This is a genomic window from Pseudacidovorax sp. 1753 (genome assembly GCF_040544975.1).
In the GTDB taxonomy this organism is placed as follows: Bacteria; Pseudomonadota; Gammaproteobacteria; order Burkholderiales; family Burkholderiaceae_C; genus Xenophilus.
Genome location: NZ_JBEPKY010000006.1, coordinates 139,790 through 158,391, shown reverse-complemented (window position 1 = coordinate 158,391; position 18,602 = coordinate 139,790). Strand labels below are relative to the sequence as shown.

General features: G+C 69.6%; 18 protein-coding genes. 11 read left to right on the top strand and 7 right to left on the bottom strand.

The features are described 5' to 3' along the window. Positions 1 to 19: 19 nt before the first annotated feature. Complete coding sequence (locus tag ABIC63_RS09255) at positions 20 to 1,003, bottom strand: LysR substrate-binding domain-containing protein (protein ID WP_354319536.1); 984 nt, start codon at positions 1,001 to 1,003, stop codon at positions 20 to 22. Between the two features lie 160 nt (positions 1,004 to 1,163). On the opposite strand from ABIC63_RS09255, the gene ABIC63_RS09250 reads away from it, so the two are divergent. Continuing rightward, positions 1,164 to 1,478, top strand: a complete 315-nt coding sequence (locus ABIC63_RS09250; RefSeq protein WP_354319535.1) for a DUF2917 domain-containing protein — start codon at positions 1,164 to 1,166, stop codon at positions 1,476 to 1,478. A 165-nt stretch (positions 1,479 to 1,643) separates the two neighbouring features. Here the strand turns inward: ABIC63_RS09250 and ABIC63_RS09245 are convergent, their stop codons facing one another. Continuing rightward, positions 1,644 to 2,051 (bottom strand): BLUF domain-containing protein, encoded by a 408-nt coding sequence (locus ABIC63_RS09245; RefSeq protein WP_294373295.1) that lies wholly within the window; start codon positions 2,049 to 2,051, stop codon positions 1,644 to 1,646. Positions 2,052 to 2,159: 108 nt separating this feature from the next. On the opposite strand from ABIC63_RS09245, the gene ABIC63_RS09240 reads away from it, so the two are divergent. Further along, on the top strand, positions 2,160 to 2,909 hold the full coding sequence (locus tag ABIC63_RS09240) for a Crp/Fnr family transcriptional regulator (protein ID WP_354319534.1): 750 nt from the start codon (positions 2,160 to 2,162) through the stop codon (positions 2,907 to 2,909). Between the two features lie 13 nt (positions 2,910 to 2,922). On the opposite strand, the gene ABIC63_RS09235 is transcribed toward ABIC63_RS09240, so the two are convergent. After that, positions 2,923 to 3,777, bottom strand: coding sequence for a DUF6279 family lipoprotein (locus tag ABIC63_RS09235; RefSeq protein WP_354319533.1), 855 nt, complete (start codon positions 3,775 to 3,777; stop codon positions 2,923 to 2,925). An 85-nt stretch (positions 3,778 to 3,862) separates the two neighbouring features. Here ABIC63_RS09235 and glmU point away from each other — a divergent pair, with 85 nt between their 5' ends. After that, complete coding sequence (gene glmU / locus ABIC63_RS09230) at positions 3,863 to 5,296, top strand: bifunctional UDP-N-acetylglucosamine diphosphorylase/glucosamine-1-phosphate N-acetyltransferase GlmU (RefSeq protein ID WP_354319532.1); 1,434 nt, start codon at positions 3,863 to 3,865, stop codon at positions 5,294 to 5,296. A 156-nt stretch (positions 5,297 to 5,452) separates the two neighbouring features. Here the strand turns inward: glmU and ABIC63_RS09225 are convergent, their stop codons facing one another. Continuing rightward, on the bottom strand, positions 5,453 to 5,923 hold the full coding sequence (locus tag ABIC63_RS09225; protein ID WP_354319531.1) for an Lrp/AsnC family transcriptional regulator: 471 nt from the start codon (positions 5,921 to 5,923) through the stop codon (positions 5,453 to 5,455). 157 nt (positions 5,924 to 6,080) lie between these two features. Between ABIC63_RS09225 and glmS the strand changes: the two genes are divergently transcribed. Next, positions 6,081 to 7,958, top strand: coding sequence for a glutamine--fructose-6-phosphate transaminase (isomerizing) (gene glmS, locus ABIC63_RS09220; RefSeq protein ID WP_354319530.1), 1,878 nt, complete (start codon positions 6,081 to 6,083; stop codon positions 7,956 to 7,958). A 155-nt stretch (positions 7,959 to 8,113) separates the two neighbouring features. Here the strand turns inward: glmS and ABIC63_RS29915 are convergent, their stop codons facing one another. The 3 genes from ABIC63_RS29915 to ABIC63_RS09200 all read right to left on the bottom strand — a co-directional run bounded on the left by ABIC63_RS29915 (position 8,114) and on the right by ABIC63_RS09200 (position 11,829). Then, on the bottom strand, positions 8,114 to 8,866 hold the full coding sequence (locus tag ABIC63_RS29915) for an alpha/beta hydrolase domain-containing protein (RefSeq protein WP_502935858.1): 753 nt from the start codon (positions 8,864 to 8,866) through the stop codon (positions 8,114 to 8,116). Positions 8,867 to 9,573: 707 nt separating this feature from the next. Next, a complete protein-coding gene (locus tag ABIC63_RS09205; RefSeq protein ID WP_294375353.1) occupies positions 9,574 to 10,569 on the bottom strand; it encodes a Bug family tripartite tricarboxylate transporter substrate binding protein in 996 nt (331 codons plus the stop codon). A gap of 42 nt (positions 10,570 to 10,611) precedes the next feature. Next, positions 10,612 to 11,829 (bottom strand): M20 aminoacylase family protein, encoded by a 1,218-nt coding sequence (locus tag ABIC63_RS09200; protein ID WP_476348299.1) that lies wholly within the window; start codon positions 11,827 to 11,829, stop codon positions 10,612 to 10,614. A 107-nt stretch (positions 11,830 to 11,936) separates the two neighbouring features. Between ABIC63_RS09200 and ABIC63_RS09195 the strand changes: the two genes are divergently transcribed. The 7 genes from ABIC63_RS09195 to ABIC63_RS09165 all read left to right on the top strand — a co-directional run bounded on the left by ABIC63_RS09195 (position 11,937) and on the right by ABIC63_RS09165 (position 18,601). Continuing rightward, entirely contained in the window at positions 11,937 to 12,929 is a 993-nt protein-coding gene (locus tag ABIC63_RS09195; protein ID WP_294375356.1) for a LysR family transcriptional regulator, read from the top strand. Between the two features lie 273 nt (positions 12,930 to 13,202). After that, complete coding sequence (locus tag ABIC63_RS09190) at positions 13,203 to 13,982, top strand: GntR family transcriptional regulator (protein WP_354319529.1); 780 nt, start codon at positions 13,203 to 13,205, stop codon at positions 13,980 to 13,982. A gap of 24 nt (positions 13,983 to 14,006) precedes the next feature. Beyond that, entirely contained in the window at positions 14,007 to 15,221 is a 1,215-nt protein-coding gene (locus tag ABIC63_RS09185; protein WP_294375362.1) for an ABC transporter substrate-binding protein, read from the top strand. Between the two features lie 24 nt (positions 15,222 to 15,245). Further along, on the top strand, positions 15,246 to 16,118 hold the full coding sequence (locus tag ABIC63_RS09180; protein WP_354319528.1) for a branched-chain amino acid ABC transporter permease: 873 nt from the start codon (positions 15,246 to 15,248) through the stop codon (positions 16,116 to 16,118). Next, on the top strand, positions 16,115 to 17,077 hold the full coding sequence (locus ABIC63_RS09175; RefSeq protein ID WP_354319527.1) for a branched-chain amino acid ABC transporter permease: 963 nt from the start codon (positions 16,115 to 16,117) through the stop codon (positions 17,075 to 17,077). Before ABIC63_RS09180 ends, ABIC63_RS09175 begins: the two co-directional genes overlap by 4 nt. Further along, a complete protein-coding gene (locus tag ABIC63_RS09170; protein WP_354319526.1) occupies positions 17,070 to 17,840 on the top strand; it encodes an ABC transporter ATP-binding protein in 771 nt (256 codons plus the stop codon). The genes ABIC63_RS09175 and ABIC63_RS09170 overlap by 8 nt, the downstream gene beginning before the upstream one ends. Continuing rightward, positions 17,837 to 18,601, top strand: a complete 765-nt coding sequence (locus ABIC63_RS09165; protein WP_354319525.1) for an ABC transporter ATP-binding protein — start codon at positions 17,837 to 17,839, stop codon at positions 18,599 to 18,601. Before ABIC63_RS09170 ends, ABIC63_RS09165 begins: the two co-directional genes overlap by 4 nt. The last annotated feature ends 1 nt before the right edge of the window (position 18,602 follow it).

The window sequence follows — 18,602 nt, the reverse complement described above, 5'->3', positions numbered from 1 at the left end:
CACCCTGCGCGGCCGGTGTTCAGTCCAACTCCGTGAGCGTGTCCGGGTCCGGCCCGTCGCCGATGGTCTTGCGCGTGACCGCGGCCTGTTGGCGCAGCCAGTCGCAGAAGGCGCGGATCTCCGGCCGTGCGGTGCTGCGCGGCGCCACCAGCAGCCAGTAGGCCATGGGCGAATCCATGCGCTGTCGCGGCAGCACCTCCACCAGGTCGCCGCTGGCCAGGCTCTCGGCGATGAGCGGGCTGCGCGCCAGCACCACCCCCTGGCCCGACAGCGCGGCCTGCACCATCTGGTAGGCATAGTTGAAATACAGCCAGCGCCGCGGCTGGGTGCGGGCCAGGCCATTGGTCTCGAACCAGCGGCGCCAGGTCAGCCATTCGAGGTGTGTGCGGTGCGCGTCACCGGCCTCGATCAACGTGAAGCGGGTGATGTCCGCCGGCTCACGGATGGCCGGATTGCTCTTGATGAGCCAGGGGCTGGCCACCGGCATCAGCGTCTCGCCGAAGAGGCGCACCGCGCCTGCCGGCATGGCTTCTGCGGGGCCGTAGCGCAGGGCCATGTCGATGTCCGCCAGGTCCAGGTCCATCGCCACATCGCTGGCATCGATGCGGATGTCGATGTCCGGATGCGCCTGCTGGAAGGCCTCCAGCCGCGGGATCAGCCACATCGATGCGAAAGAGGCAAAGGTGGTCAGCGCCACGCTCTTGCGGCCGGCGCTCTGGCGGATGAGCCGCACGGCGCCGTCGATGCGCGGCAGCGCCTGCTGCGTGGCCAGCAGCAACTGTGCGCCGGCGCTGGTCAGCTCCACCGCCCGGGTGTGGCGCAGGAAGAGCGGCACGCCCACCTCTTCTTCGAGCGACTGGATCTGGCGGCTGACCGCGGACTGGGTCAGCGCCATCTCCTCCGCCGCGGCGCGGAAGTTCAGATGTCGGGCCACGGCCTCGAAGGCGCGCAGGTAGCCGGCGCCGATGGGCCGGGTGCGCAGGTGGGTCTGGGAGTGCTGCATGGGCGGGACGGACAGGAGGGGCGGGCGGCGATTGATGCGTCGCCGGCATCAGTAGCCTAGCGCGTTTTCATTGGACCGGCCGCGCCTTGCTGCAGATGATCGGTTCCCGAAGCAGACGTGGCGCAATGGGCGACACGCTGCCCGACGAGGAGAAACCGCCATGACCGCCGCCACCCTGTGCACCACGACCCGCGAAGCCCTGATCGCCGCGCCCGCCGCCGCGATTCCGCCGGCCGTGCGCCGTGGCGCCTGGCAGCTCAAGGCGGGGCAGGCCATCAGCCTGCGCGCACAGAGCCGCAGCGTGCTGCGGCTGCGGCAGGGCCGCGTGTGGGTCACCCGCGATGCCACGGCCCAATGGGGCAGCGAAGACCTGGTCGTCGGCCCCGGCGAGTCGCTGGTGGTCGAGGCCGGCCAACGCATCGTGATGGAGCCATGGGACGGCTTCGGCGCGACCTACACCTGGGATCAAGACTAACCCCCAGGCTCTGCGCTTTGCGCGCCGCCCACCCCCTTTCAGGGGGCACATCCTGCGGCCCGGCGCAGCCGGTTCCGCGGATGGTCCCGCTTGGTCTGCTCCGCGGCCGCCCGAGATCGGATGGACGTGGCGCGCGCGGCTTGAATGCAGCGCGTCGGCGCGCCGTTAGGCCTGGATGTCGAAGCCTGATCGCATATGCAAAAAGCGCTCGACGGCGGGCAGGCCGGAGAGGCTGATCAATGCGGCAAGCGCATCGAGGTCGTCGGTCTGGGCGTAGCCCATGTCGAAGCGGTGGTAGCGCCGCTGGTCGAGCACGCCTTCATACAGGATGCGCACGTCCTCGTGCCGGGCGTCGCCGACGATGCGGCCCATCAACGGTTCGAGCATCGCGCGTGGGCCTTCCAGGTGCTGGAAGAAGCGCAGGCCGTCGAACACCAGCAGTCCGCTCACGCCCGCCTGCGCGTTGTGGGGCCTGGCCCTCGACAGGATCTGTCCCACCACAGTGGGGGAGGTCTGGGGATCGAGTTGGCTGGTGTAGAAGAACTCGTAAAGGCTGTGGGCGTCAGCAGGCATCGCCATCCACTTTAGGGCGACGGCCGACGTCCAGCGGGGTTGGACGAATGTCAAAAGACACAGGGCGACTGTCTATATTGGGCGACCTCCAACCCTTGCATCCGCCCGATGTCGGTGTCCCATTCGGCCTGTGGCCATCCGTGCAGCGAATGCCGCCTGCGCAGCCTTCCCGCCTTTCTTGCCCTCTCCGAACCCGAGCGCCGGGCCGTCGCCGAATGGCGCACCGGCAGCCGGCGTGTGGCCGCGGGAGAACGCATCATCGGCGAGCATGTGCGCAGCGACCAGCTCTACACGCTCTATTCGGGCTGGGCCTTCCGCTACAAGACGCTCGGCGATGGGCGGCGGCAGATCCTGAACTTCCTCTTGCCGGGTGACCTGCTCGGCCTGCAGGACGAGTTCGCCGATGGCCGTACCCACGGCGTGGAGGCCGCCTCGGACGTGGTGCTCTGCACCTTTCCCCGTGACCGGCTGTGGGACTTCTTTCTGCAGCATCCCAAGCTGGGCTACGACATCACCTGGCTGGCCGCGCGCGAGGAGAAGATGGTGGACGACAACCTCGTCACCACCGGACGCCGCACGGCGGCCGAACGGGTGGCGATGCTGCTGATGCACTTGTACCGCCGCGCGCAGCACCTGGGCATGACGGAGGCGGGCCGGCTGGAGTTTCCCTTCCAGCAGCAGCACATCGCCGACGCGCTGGGCCTGTCGCTGGTGCACACCAACAAGACCCTGCGCAAGCTGCAGCGTCTGGGCCTGCATCGGCTGGAAGGCGGCTGGCTGGAGATCCTGGAGCCCCACGCGCTGGAAGCGCTGGGCGACTACTTCGAGCGCCCCATGCGGCCGGTCCCTTTACTCTGATTCGCGCGCAGCCTCAAGGCGCGGTGAGTGCGATCAGGTCTTGCCGGTAGTCCTCGATGCGTTGAGCGGCCCGCTCGCGTTGCGCGGGGCTCATCACCGCGTGGAGTTGAGCCGTGTTGCGGCAGCCCTCCTGCGTCAGCGCGTCCTGCTGCGTGCGCCATTCGCCCGGCGGCGGCTCGAAGACGCGCATCACCAGCGCATGCACACGTTGCTGCGCCTCCGCCGCCGGCAGGCCGGGCTGCTGCTGCAGTCCCCGGAGCAGCGCCATCACATCCGCCTGACGCGCCCGGCGCACGTTGTCCAGCTTCTGCGGGCTGAAGGCCGACTGGCGCACGAGTTGCCGCAGCAGCTCGCGCTGGCGCGCATCAAGCGGACCATAGAAGTCCTCGTAACGGTCCAGGAAGGTGTCGTAGCGCTTGTCCTGCACCTCGGCCGGCAGCAGGCGCAGCCATTCGCGGCGGAACTCGCCGTTGATGCGGGTGAACTTGCGCTCCAGCACCTGGAGCTGGGCGGGCGACAGGCTCTGTGCGAGCGTGGTCGCCTCGGGCTCGGCGCGCACGGCCAGGGCCAGCAGACGGGCCTGCACCGCATCCGACATCGCGCAGACCTGCGTGGCCGTGATGTCGCCCCGCGCCAGGTCGCGGGCCTGGCCGGCGAGGGCGACGAAGCGGGGCAGTTCCTCGCGGCGGTGCCACTCCTGCAGTCCGGCCAGGGCCGCCTTCACCTGCAGGCTCTGGGCGCCGTCGAAGTCCAGGTAGCCGTCCAGCCACCAGTAGCTGATCTCGGGCAGGTTGTTGTAGGCCAGGCGCACCGCGCTGCAGCCGCCGAGCACGAAGGCCAGCAGCAGCGCGCCGATAATCCGCGCCACTTTTCGCAGCCCGCTGCCGCCGCCTCGCGGCCCCTCGCGCGGACCGCTTTCCGCCTCTTCGAACGCTGCCGACGCAGCACCGACCATGACCATTGCACCCACCACGTCCAGCCTTTCCTCGATCGCCGTCGATGTCGTCGTCATGGCCGCCGGCAAGGGCACGCGCATGAAGAGTCGCCTGCCCAAAGTGTTGCATCGATTGGCCGGCCGGCCGCTGCTTGCCCATGTGCTGCGTACGGCCGCCGGCCTGGGCGCGCGGCGCGTGGTGGTCGTCACCGGCCATGGCGCGGAAGAGGTCGAGGCCGCCATCCCGGCGTGGCAGGTGGGCGCCGATGTGCGCTGCGTGCGCCAGTCGCCGCAGCTGGGCACCGGCCACGCCGTGCAGCAGGCGGTGCCGGCGCTGGCCGGCGATGGCGTGGTGCTGGTGCTCTCGGGCGACGTACCGCTGATCGCCGAGGACACGCTGCGCGCCCTGGTCGAGGCCAGCGGGGGCGAGCGTCTGGCGCTGCTCACCATCGACCTGCCCGACCCCACCGGCTACGGCCGGGTGCTGCGCGATGCGGCCGGTGGCGTGCAGGCCATCGTCGAGCACAAGGACGCGACCGAGGCCCAGCGCCAGGTGCGAGAGATCTATTCGGGCGTGATGGCCGCGCCCGCCCGTGCGCTGGCGGGCTGGCTGGCGCGCCTGTCCAATGACAACGCCCAGGGCGAGTACTACCTGACGGACGTGGTGGGCATGGCGGTGGCGGAGGGTCTGGCCGTGGTGGCGCAGAAGACCACCGACGCGCTGCAGGTGGCCGGCATCAACAGCCCGTCCCAACTGGCCGCGCTCGAGCGCGACTGGCAACGCCGTCAGGCCGAACGCCTGCTGGACGCCGGCGTGCGCCTGGCCGACCCGGCGCGCTTCGACCTGCGCGGCGAGCTGGAATGCGCCGCCGATGTCGAGATCGACATCAACTGCATCTTCGAAGGCCGCGTAAACCTGGGCGAGGGCGTGCGCATCGGCGCGCACTGCGTCATCTCGGATGCGCGCATCGAGGCCGGCGCGGTGATCCATCCCTACACCCACATCGCCGGCGAAGCGGCCGGCGTGGTCGTGGGCGCGGGCGCGCTCATCGGCCCCTACGCCCGCCTCCGCCCCGGCGCGCAACTGGGCCGCGAGGTGCACATCGGCAACTTCGTCGAGGTGAAGAACTCGATCCTGGCCGACGGCGCCAAGGCCAATCACCTGGCCTACCTGGGCGACGCCACGGTGGGCGAGCGTGTCAACTACGGCGCCGGCAGCATCACGGCCAACTACGACGGCGCCAACAAGCACCGCACGGTGATCGGCGACGACGTGCACGTGGGCAGCAACTGCGTGCTGATCGCGCCGGTGACGATCGGTGCCGGCGGCACCATCGGCGGCGGCTCGACCATCGGCAAGAGCACCGAGCCCGGTGCGTTGACGGTGGCCCGGGCGCGGCAGGTGAGCTTCGCGAACTGGAAGCGGCCCGTGAAGGGCGCGAAGAAGCCCTGACAGCATGACCGGCTCCCTCTCCGTCGCCGGAGAGGGTGGGGACGAGGGGCCGCAGTGCGGGCGCGCGGCCCGGCTGGGGTGAAGCATCCCCTTTCCCCCAATCCCACTGCCGCACGGGGAGAAGGGTTCGCCGTCCAGGTGCAATGGGCAGGTGCCCTATTCCAACGGCACCCGCGGCTCGAACTTGGCCCGGCGCACGCTGAAGAAGGCCTTCACGTTGCGCACGTTCGCATCGCTGGTGAACAGTCGCTGCGCCAGCGCCTGGTAGGCGGGCATGTCGCGCACGGTGACGATGAGCACGAAGTCCGGCCCGGGCGAGACGCGGTAGCACTGCTGCACCGCCTCGTCCGGGGCAACGCGCGCCTCGAAGGCGGTCAGGGATTGCTCGTCCTGCCGGTCCAGCGAGATCTCCACGATGGCCGTGAGCGTGGCGCCCAAGCGGTCCACGTCCAGTAACGCTACCTCGCGCGCGATCAGGCCCGACTGGCGCAGGCGCTGCACGCGCCGCAGACAGGTAGGAGGCGACAGGTGCAGGTCGGCCGCCAGCTGCTGGTTGGTGCGCGAGGCATCGCGCTGGAGGGCTTCCAGCAGACGCCGGTCAATGGCATCGAGGTTAAAAAAATCCATGATTGATGCTTGAATGAGGATTTATTCCATTCATCGGAGACAACGGAATAAACAGTCAATCAGCAAAGAAAAACGAAAGCAACGTTCATTCTGCCTCGCCTAGCATCGCCCACCTCGGCAGCACGCCTGCTGCTCCCACCTTTCCGGAGACCTTCCCATGTGCGGCATCGTCGGCGCAGCCTCCCATCGCGACATCGTTCCCCTGCTGGTGCAGGGCCTGCAGCGGCTGGAATACCGCGGCTATGACTCCTGCGGCGTGGCCGTGCATGCGGGCGGCGGCCTGGGGCGGGCGCGCACCACCTCGCGCGTGGCCGACCTGCTCACGCAGGTGAGCACCGAGCACATCGAGGGCCAGACCGGCATCGCCCACACGCGCTGGGCCACGCACGGCGCGCCGGCCGTGCACAACGCCCATCCGCACTTCAGCCATGGCGTGGGCGAGCTGCCCAACAGCCAGCGCCCGCCGCGGATCGCACTGGTGCACAACGGCATCATCGAGAACCACGAGAGCCTGCGCACCCAACTGCAGGCGCGCGGCTACGTCTTCGCCAGCCAGACCGACACCGAGGTCATCGCCCACCTCATCGACAGCGCCTACGACGGCGACCTGTTCGAGGCCGTGAAGACCGCCGTGGCGCAACTGCATGGCGCCTATGCCATCGCCGTCATCTGCCGCGACGAGCCGCACCGCGTGGTCGGCGCGCGCGCCGGCTCGCCGCTGGTGCTGGGGGTGGGGCAGGGCGAGAACTTCCTGGCCAGCGACGCCATGGCCCTGGCCGGCGTGACCGACCAGATCGTCTACCTGGAAGAGGGTGATCTGGTCGACCTTCAGCCCGGCAAGTACTGGATCGCCGACCGCCAGCACAAGCGGGTGGAGCGCCGCGTGCGCACGGTGCATGCCCACAGTGGCGCGGCCGAGCTGGGCCCCTATCGCCACTACATGCAGAAGGAGATCTTCGAGCAGCCTCGCGCCATCGCCGACACGCTGGAAGGCGTCGAAGGCATCGTGCCCGAGCTCTTCGACGGCGCCGAGGTGGACGGCCAGCCCGGCGCCAGCGCCTACCGCGTGTTCCAGGAGATCGACCAGGTGCTGATCCTGGCCTGCGGCACCAGCTACTACAGCGGCTGCACCGCCAAGTACTGGCTGGAGGGCATCGCCGGCGTGCCGACACAGGTGGAGATCGCCAGCGAATACCGCTACCGCGATTCGGTGCCCAACCCGCGCACGCTGGTGGTCACGATCAGCCAGTCGGGCGAGACGGCCGACACGCTGGCCGCCCTGCGCCATGCGCGCAGCCTGGGCATGGAACAGACCCTGACCATCTGCAACGTGGCCACCAGCGCCATGGTGCGCGAATGCAAGCTGGCCTACATCACGCGGGCCGGCGTGGAGATCGGGGTGGCCTCGACCAAGGCCTTCACCACGCAGCTGGCCGGGCTCTTCCTGCTGACGCTGGCGCTGGCCCAGTCCAAGGGCCGGCTGAGCGAGGAGGACGAAGCGCGCTACCTCAAGGAGATGCGTCACCTGCCCGTCGCGCTGCAGTCGGTGTTGGCACTGGAGCCGCAGGTGGTGGCCTGGGCCGAGGACTTCGCGCGCAAGGAGAACGCGCTCTTCCTGGGCCGCGGCCTGCACTACCCCATTGCCCTGGAAGGCGCGCTCAAGCTCAAGGAAGTGACCTACATCCATGCCGAGGCCTATGCCGCCGGCGAGCTCAAGCACGGGCCCCTGGCGCTGGTCACCAGCGAGATGCCCGTGGTGGCCGTGGCGCCCAACGACGCGCTGCTGGACAAGCTCAAGAGCAACCTGCAGGAAGTGCGCGCCCGCGGCGGCGTGCTCTACGTGCTGGCCGACGGCGACACGCACATCGAGAACAGCGAAGGCCTGCATGTGATCCGCATGCCCGAGCACTACGGCCGCCTGTCACCGCTGCTGCATGTGGTGCCGCTGCAGCTGCTGGCGTATCACACGGCCTGCGCAAGGGGGACGGATGTGGACAAGCCGCGGAATCTGGCGAAGAGCGTGACGGTGGAGTGAGGGGGCAACGGCGGAACACTCTCATCAGGAGCGCACCGTCCATAGCTCGGGCTAACACTTCGACGGCCTCGGCCCAGCCGAGCGCCTCCTGCGGCCGTACACGCTGCTCCCCGTATTCGCCTGCAGGTCGTTCTGGACAGGACGCTCCTCCTCAGTCAGGCGTTCCCGGAAGCGCTCGGGCACTGCGTGGGCTCCTGCCTCAACGCAGCCGGCGCGAAAGCGGTGGCGCCTCGTCCATAAGCACGGACTGAGTTGAGACGCGTCCCGACGCGCACCGTCGGGGGTGGCGAACCTTGGGTGTTGGCGTCGCCCCAATACAAGACCTTTGCATCACGCAGCCCAGCCATGGCAAGGGAGCCAGTACGCTGGCAGCGCCTCTCGACTGCAGCATGGCGACCGCGCCACGCACCTCTGGCAATGCCCAACCCGTCTGCAGGTTCTCGACGAGGACGACGGTCTTCGGCGCGGCGAGCAAAGAAGCGAGCTCTCCTGCAGGTGCTTCGATGTCGCACAGACCACCGACCGCTCGAGGCGGAACAGGACACAGAACTCAAACGCGCACGCGATGCCCAAGTCGCTAAGAACGTGTTCGACGTCTCCACCGATTCGTGAGAGGCTGTGTGGGTGCCGTTGAACTTCGCAGCGCTCTCCGGACGCACGACGATGATCCGCGACTTGTAGGGGACGTCGGGCGTAACGACGTTGGCCGAGGGCGTCGCGGCGGTGTTCTCGCCGGTGCCGCCGTTGGGCGCGGGCGTGTCATGGATGTTGGCCTTGCCCTCGATGCTGAACTCCTCCAGCACGAAGCCGAAGGGCTTCAGGTCGAAGTCGGGCGCGAAGAAGGGGTAGTTGCGGTCGCTGGCGCCGACCTGGCCGACCGCAAGTGCGGTGAGCGTCGCGTCGGGCACGTTGGCACCTCGGACCACCGTTGGGGGTGTCCGGTGTCGTGGGTGTCGTGGTGCCGGAGGATGCGGTGCCGGTGGATGTGGAGGTGCTCGTCAGGCCCAGCAACGATGGCGTTCTGCCACCGCTGCCGCCGCATCCGACCAAGGCCATTCCGAGGCCAATGCCCCATATCCATGCCCTGGATCGGGCGGGTCTCGACGCTGCATTCATGGTGTCTCCTTGTGATGGTGAGGTGCAGGCAAAGCTTCGCCCACCGCGTGCTCGGCGGTTGCGAAGAAACGGGATGCTTGAAGAGTCGCCAGCGCCGTGGGGGGGGCTGCCGGATCGGTGCGGCACCGAGCCGCGCACGCAGGCGGGGCGGTTGCGTCAGTGCGGAAGGGCGGGGCGCTTCGGCCACCGCGGCGGTGGCACGGTGATGGCGCGTCTGCGGACGCGAGGGGTCGAACGGGATGTCGTGGGTGTTGCCTCCGCCGGGCCGCCGCGAAGTGCGTCGAATGGGCCGGTCCTTTGCTCTTGCGCCCGATCATGGAGAGGCGCCCTCATGCGGGCAAGCGATTTGCCTTCAACCTAGGATGACAGATCGTCATTCGATGTGCGGGTTGCTCCCATGGCCGGATCGGCCTTGACGCAACAGAGGGGCTGTTCGGCAAGCCCCTCGAAAGCCTCGGTGCGCTGGGGCGGAGCCGACGACTCCGCCCTGGCACTGCGCTCATTCGCGCACGTTCGCGAACTTCACCAACTCGGCGTACTTGGCCGTGTCCTCCTGCATCAGCCGCGCCAGGTCTTCCTTGCCCGTGGCGGGGATCGAGCCGCCGTCCTCCAGGCGCCGGCGCATGCCGGGGTCGGTCAGGCCGGCCTGCAGCGCCTCGCGCAGCTTCTGCGCGAGCGGGGCCGGAAAGTGCTTCGGGCCGGCCAGCGCAAACCAGCCATTGAGTTCATAGCCCTTGAGCAGCGGGTGCTCGCCCAGCGCCGGCACCTGCGGCAGCGTCGGAAAGCGCTGGGCCGAGGTGATGCCCAGGGGAACGAGCCGGCCGCTGGCGATGAAGGGCGCCGCCGCCGTGGGCGAGAGCATGGCGAAGTCCAGCGCGCCGCCCACCAGGTCGGTGGTGAGCGGCCCGGTGCCGCGGTACGGGATGTGCGTCATGAAGATGCCTGCGCGCTGCTTGAGCAGCTCGCCTGCGAAGTGCAGCGTGGAGCCGACGCCCGAGCTGCCATAGCTGTACTTGCCCGGGCTGCGCTTGACCAGGGCGATCAGCTGGTCGATGTTCTTCACGCCGGTGTGCGGCGCCGCGACGAAGAGCACGGGGGCCGTGGCGATCAGCGCGATGGGCGAGAGGTCGGTCAGCGGGCTGTAGCGCTGCGACGGGTTGACCAGCGCCGTCGCCGCCATCTCGTTGCTCGATCCGGCCAGCAGCGTGTAGCCGTCCGGGCGGCTGGCGGCCACGCGCTGGGCGGCCAGCACGCCGGCGGCGCCCGGCAGGTTGTCGATCACCACCGAGCCGCCGAGCCGGGCCGACAGGATGTCCGCCGCCACGCGGGCCGCCATGTCGACCGAGCCGCCCGGCGCGTAGCCCACCACCATGCGGATCGGCCGGGTCGGATAGGCGTCCTGGGCGAGGGCGAGCGATGCGGCCGGGCAGAGCGCGGCGCCGCCCAGGGCGCCCAGCAGGCGCCGGCGGGTGACGGAAGAAGGGGGGGAGGTCATGGCAGTGCGAAGCGGAAGAGAAAAAGGGGCGGTGCGGCCGCGTCAGCGTTGCGGCGCCAGGAAGCGGCGCACCAGCTCCACCCAGTAGCTGGCAGCGATGGGCAGGATGGCGTCGTTGAAGTCGTAGCCTGGGTTGTGGACCATGCAGCCGCCGGTGTGGTGGTGCTCGCCCACGCCGTTGCCGACGATGAGGTAGCTGCCCGGGCAGTGCTCGAGCATGAAGGAGAAGTCCTCGCTGCCGGTCAGCGGCGCCAGGTCGTGCAGCAGGCCGTCCTCGCCCAGCCAGTCCGCCGCGACCTGCCGGGCGAAGCGCGTGGAGGCCACGTCGTTGACCAGCGCGGGGTAGCGCCAGTGGTAGTCCACCTCGGCCTGCACGCCCAGCGTGGCGGCCTGCGACTGCACCAGCGCGGTGATGCGCTCGCGCAGCATGGCGCGGATCTCGGGCCGGTAGGCGCGCACCGTCAGGCGCATCGTGACGGTGCCGGGAATGACGTTGGGCGCATCGCCGCCGTGGATGGCGCCGACCGACACCACGGCCATCTCGCGCGGATCCACGTTGCGCGACACGATGGTCTGCAGCGCCACGACGATGTGCGCGGCGGCCACCACCGGGTCGGTCGCCAGGTGCGGTGCCGAGCCATGGCCACCGCGGCCGCTCACGGTCACATGTACCGTGTCCGACGAGGCCATGAACGGCCCTTCCCTGAAGCCCAGCTTGCCGGCCGGAAAGCCGGGCATGTTGTGCAGGGCGAAGATGGCGTCGCAGGGAAAGCGCTCGAACAGTCCTTCCTCCACCATCCGGCGGCCGCCGCCCAGGCCTTCCTCGGCAGGCTGGAAGACCAGGTGCAGCGTGCCGTCGAAGTCGGCCTGCTGCGCGATGACGCGCGCTGCAGCCAGCAGGATGCTGGTGTGGCCGTCATGGCCGCATGCGTGCATCTTGCCGGCCACCTGGCTCGCATAGGGCAGGCCGGTGGTCTCCTGAATCGGCAGCGCATCCATGTCGGCGCGCAGGCCCAGGCGGCGCGTGCCCTGGCCCTTGCGCAGCGTGCCCACCACGCCGGTGCCGGCCAGGCCGCGGTGCACCTCGTAGCCCCAGGCCGCCAGACGCTCGGCCACCAGATCGCTGGTGGCATGTTCCTCGTAGGCCAGCTCCGGGTGGGCATGGATGCGCTGGCGCAGCGCCACCATCTCCGGTGCGATGTCGCGCACTTCGGGGGGCACATGGTCCAGGGCAGCGGCGGTCTCGATCTCGAATGGCATGGGGTCGTCCTTTGCGGAGCCAGTCTAGGAGTGCCTTTGCCGCATCGACAGACAGGCATTGCCCGTCACTGCGTGGCGGCGCCTGTCGCTTCGCATAATCGCGGCCCATGAAGCTGCATCAGCTGCGCTACCTCGTCGCAGTCGCCTCCGAGGGCGGCATCCGCGCCGCCGCCCGGTCGCTCGGCGTGACGCAGGCGACCGTCACCCAGGGCCTGCGCGAACTCGAGGCGCATGCGCAGGTGGCGCTGATCGCGCGCCGCGGCAGCCACGTCGCCCTCACGCCCGCCGGCCAGGCGCTGCTCGCGCATGCGCAGCGCATGCTGTCCGAGATGCGTCAGGCCGAAGGCATGCTGGCCCGCCATCGCGACACGGGCGCGCCGCAGCGGCTGGCGCTGGCCATCACGCCCTGGGTGGCGCAGACCCTGCTGCCGCGGGTGCTGCCCGCCTTCCGGCAGGAGCTGCCCCATGTGCAGCTGGAGATGTTCGATGGCCTGTCGGCACTGGGCTACCCGCGCCTGCGCGAAGGCAGCCTCGACCTGCTGATCGGCCGCCTCGGCCCCACCGAGTCGATGCAGGGCCTGCATGCGCAGCCCATGTTCCGCTACGAGATGACGGTGGTGGCGCGTCGCGGCCATCCACGCGCCGCGGCCCGTTCGATGGCCGAACTGCTGGACGAGGACTGGGTGCTGAACTTCACCGCCGGCGAGCGTGTGAACCTGCTGGACAACCTGTTCGTGCAGCACGGCCTGGCGCCGCCCGTGCACCGCATCCAGCTGGCGCATTCGGCCTCGCTGATGCTGGGCCTGGTGCGCAAGACCGACATGCTGACCTTCTGCCCATGGCCCCTGGTGGAGGGCGATGCGCTGCGCGATGAGGTCGTCGCGCTGCCGCTGCGCGAGCGCTTCCACAGCCATGTGGTGGGGCTGGTGCGCCGCTCGCACGAAGGTCTTTCGCATGCCGCGGGCCGCTTCGTCGCCCACTTCCAGGGGCAGTTGGCGGGCTGGATGTCCTCGGACGAACCCGAACTGCGCCGGGTGCTGCACTCGGTGGAGTTCGTGGGCGAGTGGCCCGCCGACGGCCCGGCGCCCGGGCGCGACTGAGCGACCAAGCCGCAGCCCCGTGGCCGCGGTCGCGCCCCAGGCGTGTGCGCGGCGCCCTGCCTTGGGGGAGCCCCGTGGGTCGCCCTGCGGCTCACGCCGGCTTTGGCGCACCGCCGTGCACCGAAGCACGGGGGGGGCATGCGGGCATGACTCCTGCATACCCCTCCAGTCTGGCGAACCGGTATCGCATCGCCGTCCCTGCAAGATTCGCGAAGTTCCGCCTTCAAATGTCTTATTGACAGAACAATAAAACGGCTCCTACGATCATTTCCCATGTCCTCGGCGCTGCCGCTTCCCAAGTACCACCGCATCTACCTCGTGCTCCGGCAGCAGCTGGAGGAGGGCGCCTTCGAAGCGGGGCTGCCGGGCGAACATGCCTTGATGGAGCAGTTCGAGGTCTCCCGCGTCACGGTGCGCAAGGCGCTGGAGCGCCTGTCCGGCGAGGGCCTCATCAAGCGCGAGCCCGGCCGCGGCACGCGGCCCACGACGTCCAATGCCTCCGTCGCCGCGCCTGACCGCACGCCGCTCACCGGCCTGCTCGAGAACCTCGTCACCATGGGCCTGAAGACCTCGGTGAAGGTGCTCGATGTGGCGGGCATCACCGCCTCCGAGGCGGTGGCGCAGGCGCTGGCCATCCCGGTCGGGGCCGAGGTGCAGAAGGCGGTGCGCGTGCGCAGCACGCGCGAGGGGCCGCTGTCGCTCATCACCACCTATGTGCCCCAGGCGCTGGCGCAGGGCTTCGGCCGCCGCGAGCTGGCGCGCAAGCCCATCCTGCTGCTGCTGGAGGAGTCCGGCGTGCGCGTGGGCCGGGCCCACCAGAGCATCTCGGCCCGGCTGGCCGACGCCCACACGGCCGAGCACCTCGATGTGTCGGTCGGCACGGCGCTGCTGGCCGTGCGCCGCCTCATCTACGACGTGGACGACCGGCCTGTGCAATGGCTGCACGGCCTGTACCGGCCCGACCGCTACGAGTACCAGATGGAGCTGTCCCGCGTTGGCGACATCGACGCCAAGGTGTGGGTCAGCAAGGACGCTTCCGCCCGCTTTTCCTGACATCGACCCACGAAGGAGTTCGCCGTGACCCAGCCCACCCGCAACCGTCGCCAGTTCATCGCCCAGTCGGCCGCCGCCGCGTCCGCGCTGGCCCTCCCGACCATCGGCGGTGCCCAGCCGCGCAGCATCAAGGTCGGCGTGCTGCACCCGGTCACCGGGGCGCTCGCCTATTCGGGCCAGCAGTGCCGGGCCGGCGCGCTCATGGCCATCGAGGACATCAACAAGGCCGGTGGCATCAAGTCGCTCGGCGGTGCGCGCCTCGAGGCCCTGCTGGGCGATGCCCAGTCGCAGCCGCAGGCCGGCGCCGCCGAGGTCGAGAAGATGAACGAGGCCGGCGTGTCCGCCGTGGTCGGCGCCTTCGCCTCGGCCATCTGCCTGGCCACCACGCAGGCCGCCGCCAAGTACAACCTGCCGCACATCGTGGACGTGGGCGTGGCCGACCAGATCGTCGAGCGCGGCCTGAAGAACACCTTCCGCTTCGGCCCCGGCTACAAGGCCGTGACCGACCTGGCCATGTCCAACCTGCACGTGCTCAACAGCGTGGCGGGCAAGCCGGCCAAGACCGTGATGATCATCCACGAGGAGTCGCTCTTCGGCACCGGCACGGCCAACCTGCTGTCGCGCGAACTGCCGGGCTATGGCTTCGAGGTGAAGGAAGTCATCAAGCACGCCAACCCCACGCGTGACTTCAACAACATCGTGCTGCGCATCAAGTCCGTCAACCCGGACATCGTGATCCCGGCCAACTACTACAACGAATACGCACTGCTGGTGCGCACCATGCAGCAGCAGCGCGTGGTGCCCAAGGCCATCTACTCGGTGCTGGGCGGCGCGGCGTCGAGCTACAAGTTCGTGCAGGAGTTCCCCGATGCCTCGCACGGCATCATCGACTGCAACCACTGGTTCAACCCCAAGGACGCGCGCGCCCAGGCGCTGAAGAAGCGGGCCGAGGCCCAGAAGCTGTACTTCAGCTATGAGCTGTTCATGACCTACACCAGCATGATGCTGCTGGCCGATGCGCTGGAGCGGGCCAAGTCCAGCGAGCGCGCGGCGCTGATCGACGCGCTGGAGAAGAGCACCTTCTCCGACCACTTCATGCCCTACGGCCCGACCAAGTTCGTCAACGGCCAGAACCAGGGCGGCCGCCCGCTGATGACGCAGGTCATCGACAAGGACATCAAGGTCATCATCCCGCGCGAATACCGCGAGGCCGAGCCCCTGTTCCCGCTCAAGGCCTGAACGGCACCACCAGGCTCCTTTTCCATGTTCGATCTGTCGATCGTGGTGCCGTCCGTGCTGAACGGACTCACCACCGGGGCGGTCTACGCCCTCATCGCCCTGGGGCTCACGCTGATCTACGGCGTGCTGCACATCATCAACTTCGCGCACGGCGCCTCGCTGATGCTGGCGCTCTATGCCGTCTACTGGCTGCGCGCGCAGTTCGGCATCGACCCCTACCTGGCGCTGCCGCTGGTGGTGGCGGGCATGTTCGCGCTGGGCTACGTGCTGCAGCGCGGCATCATCAACCGCGCCAGCCACGGCAAGGACGAGAACATCCTGCTGGTCACGCTGGGCCTGTCGATCGTGATGGAGAACCTGGCGCTGCTGTTCTTCCGCTCCGACACGCGCACCATCGACACGCCCTACACGCTGACGACGCTGCAGATCGGCCCGGCCTTCATCGCGCTGCCCAAGCTCATCGCCTTCGGCGGTGCGCTGGCCGGGGCGGCCGTGCTGCTGTGGATCGTCAAGGCCACCGACCTGGGCCGCGCGATCCGCGCCGTGGCCAAGGAGAAGCAGGGCGCGCGCCTCATGGGCATCGACGTCGACCATGTCTACGCCATGAGCTTCGGCATCGGCCTGGCCTGCCTGGGCGCGGCCGCCTGCTTCCTGCTGCCGGCCTACTACGTCAACCCGCAGGTGGGCGGCGGCTTCGTGCTGGTGGCCTTCACCATCGTGGTGCTGGGCGGCATGGGCAGCTTCACCGGAGCACTGGTAGGCGGGCTGCTGATCGGCGTGGTCGAGTCGCTGGGCGGCCTCTTTCTGGGCGAGTCGCTGGGGCAGATCGGCATCTTCCTCATCTTCATCGCGGTGCTGCTGTTCCGTCCCCAGGGCCTCTTCGGAAGCAAGGCATGAAATCGGTTCTCTTCATCGTGGTGTTCGCCCTCGTGGTGGGCGCCATCCCGCTCGTCACCACCTCGGGGGTCTGGCTCAACTTCGTCATGATGGCGCTCTATGCGGGGCTGTTGGCGCAGGCCTGGAACATCCTGGGTGGCTTCGGCGGGCAGTTCTCCTTCGGGCATGCGCTGTTCTTCGGCTTCGGCGCCTATGTGCAGGCCATCGCGCAGTTGCAGTGGGGCCTCAACCCCTGGGTGGCGCTGGTGGCGGCCGCTGGCGTCGCGGCGCTGGTCGGCTTGATCGTGGGGGCGCTGAGCTTCCGCTACGGCCTCAAGGGCTCGTACTTCGCGCTGGTCACGCTGGCCTTCGCGGAGGTGTGCCGCATCCTCGCGCTGTCGCTGCCCTTCACCGGGGCCGGCGTCGGCCTGATGGTGCCGCTGCGCGAGTCGGTGGCCAACCTGCAGTTCGGCTCCCGGGCCGGCTACCTGTACGTGATCCTGGCCCTGGTGGTGGCGGCCCTGCTGGTCAGTGCCTGGCTGCGCCACTCGCGCTTCGGCGCCTACCTGCAGGCCGTGCGCGACAACGAGGACGCGGCCCGCGCGGCCGGCGTCGATCCGCTGCGCGTCAAGCTCGGCGCCATCGTGCTGTCGGGCGGCTTCATGGGCCTGGCCGGCGCCTTCTATGTGCAGGTGTTCCAGTACATCGACCCGGGCATCGCCTTCGGCTCCTCTGCGTCGGTCGAGGCGCTGGTGGCGGCCATCGTGGGCGGCATGGGCACCGTGTGGGGTCCGCTGCTGGGTGCCTTCGCGCTGCATGTGCTGGCCGACCTGACGCGCAACCTGTTCGGCGAGCTGCCGGGCATCAACATGGTCATCTATGGCTGCGTGCTGGTGCTGATCGTGATGTTCCTGCCGCGCGGCATCGCCGGCGTCGGGCAGAACGTGCGCCGGCTCTGGAAGGGAGGCCGCGGTGGCTGAGTACCTGCTCGAAGTCGAAGGCGTGTCCAAGACCTTCGGTGGCCTGCGCGCCGTGCGCGAGGTGTCGCTGGCGGTGCCGGCGGGCTCGCTCACCGCGCTGATCGGCCCCAACGGTGCCGGCAAGACCACGCTGTTCTCGCTGATGTCGGGCTTCCAGCGCCCGGACACCGGCCGAGTGCGTCTGGGCGGGCGCGACATCACCGGCCAGGCGCCGCACCTCAATGCCCGCATGGGCATGGGCCGCACCTTCCAGATCGTGCAGCCCTTCGCGGCGCAGACCGTGCGCGAGAACATCGCGGTGGGCGCCCACCTGCACCATGCCAGCCGGCGCGAGGCCCTGGCCAGCGCCACGGCCGTGGCCGAACGCGTCGGCCTGGGGCCGCAGCTGGACAAGCCGGCCTCCGACCTCACCGTGGCCGGCCGCAAGCGGCTTGAGCTGGCGCGGGCCCTGGCCACCCGGCCGCGCCTGCTGCTGCTCGACGAGGTGCTGGCCGGCCTCAATCCGCAGGAGATCGCCGAGATGCTGCCCGTGGTGCGCGCCATCCGCGAGGAGGGCGTCACCGTCCTCATGATCGAGCATGTGATGCAGGCCGTGATGAACCTGGCCGAGCATGTGTGGGTGCTGGCCCAGGGCGAGCTGATCGCCGAGGGCCCGCCGCAGGCCGTCACGCGCGACCCCAAGGTGGTCGAGGCCTACCTGGGCCACGGCACGGCCGCCCGGCTGCAGCGGGGCATGACGGCGCAGGCGGAGGTGCAGGCATGAGTGCACAAGCGATCGATACGCAGGTCGTGCGCGACGCGAGCACGACCGCCGCGGAGACCCTGCTCGACGTGCGCGGCCTGCGCGGCGGCTACGGCCGCATCGAGGTGCTGCGCGGCGTGGACCTGCAGGTCGCGCGCGGCGAGATGGTGGCCCTGCTGGGCAGCAACGGCGCCGGCAAGACCACCTTCAACCACACGCTGTGCGGCCTGGTGAAGCCCTGGTCGGGCTCGGTGCGCTTCAACGGCGCCGAGCTGGGCGGCGCGCACTACCGCGAGGTGGTGCGTGCGGGCCTGATCCAAGTGCCCGAGGGGCGCAAGATCTTCCCCAACCTGAGCGTGATGGAGAACCTGGAGCTGGGCTCCTTCACCCGCGCCCGGACGCGCCGCGCGCAGAACCTGGAGAAGGTGTTCGGCATCTTCCCCCGGCTCAGGGAGCGCACCGCCCAGCTGGCCGGCACCATGAGCGGTGGCGAGCAACAGATGCTGGCCATCGGCCGCGGCCTGATGGCCGAGCCCGAGCTGCTGATCCTGGACGAGCCCTCGCTCGGCCTGTCGCCGCTGCTGGTGGAGGAGATGTTCTCGCTCATCGGCCGCCTGCGCGGCGAGGGCCTGGCCATCCTGCTGGTCGAGCAGAACGTGGGCCAGGCGCTGGAGATGGCCGACCGTGCCTACGTGATCGAGAACGGCAGCATGCGCTTCTCGGGTCGTCCGGACGAGCTGCTCGGCTCCGACGCCTTGCGGCGTGCCTACCTGGGGGTCTGAC

Coding starts and splice junctions, on each gene's coding strand:
- ABIC63_RS09180 (WP_354319528.1), top strand. CDS start 15,246: ATGTTCGATCTGTCGATCGTGGTGCCGTCCGTGCTGAACGGACTCACC.
- ABIC63_RS09205 (WP_294375353.1), bottom strand. CDS start 10,569: ATGACCTCCCCCCCTTCTTCCGTCACCCGCCGGCGCCTGCTGGGCGCC.
- ABIC63_RS09175 (WP_354319527.1), top strand. CDS start 16,115: ATGAAATCGGTTCTCTTCATCGTGGTGTTCGCCCTCGTGGTGGGCGCC.
- ABIC63_RS09190 (WP_354319529.1), top strand. CDS start 13,203: ATGTCCTCGGCGCTGCCGCTTCCCAAGTACCACCGCATCTACCTCGTG.
- glmU (WP_354319532.1), top strand. CDS start 3,863: ATGACCATTGCACCCACCACGTCCAGCCTTTCCTCGATCGCCGTCGAT.
- ABIC63_RS09240 (WP_354319534.1), top strand. CDS start 2,160: ATGTCGGTGTCCCATTCGGCCTGTGGCCATCCGTGCAGCGAATGCCGC.
- ABIC63_RS09255 (WP_354319536.1), bottom strand. CDS start 1,003: ATGCAGCACTCCCAGACCCACCTGCGCACCCGGCCCATCGGCGCCGGC.
- ABIC63_RS09195 (WP_294375356.1), top strand. CDS start 11,937: ATGAAGCTGCATCAGCTGCGCTACCTCGTCGCAGTCGCCTCCGAGGGC.
- ABIC63_RS09225 (WP_354319531.1), bottom strand. CDS start 5,923: ATGGATTTTTTTAACCTCGATGCCATTGACCGGCGTCTGCTGGAAGCC.
- ABIC63_RS09165 (WP_354319525.1), top strand. CDS start 17,837: ATGAGTGCACAAGCGATCGATACGCAGGTCGTGCGCGACGCGAGCACG.
- glmS (WP_354319530.1), top strand. CDS start 6,081: ATGTGCGGCATCGTCGGCGCAGCCTCCCATCGCGACATCGTTCCCCTG.
- ABIC63_RS09250 (WP_354319535.1), top strand. CDS start 1,164: ATGACCGCCGCCACCCTGTGCACCACGACCCGCGAAGCCCTGATCGCC.
- ABIC63_RS09245 (WP_294373295.1), bottom strand. CDS start 2,051: ATGCCTGCTGACGCCCACAGCCTTTACGAGTTCTTCTACACCAGCCAA.
- ABIC63_RS09200 (WP_476348299.1), bottom strand. CDS start 11,829: ATGCCATTCGAGATCGAGACCGCCGCTGCCCTGGACCATGTGCCCCCC.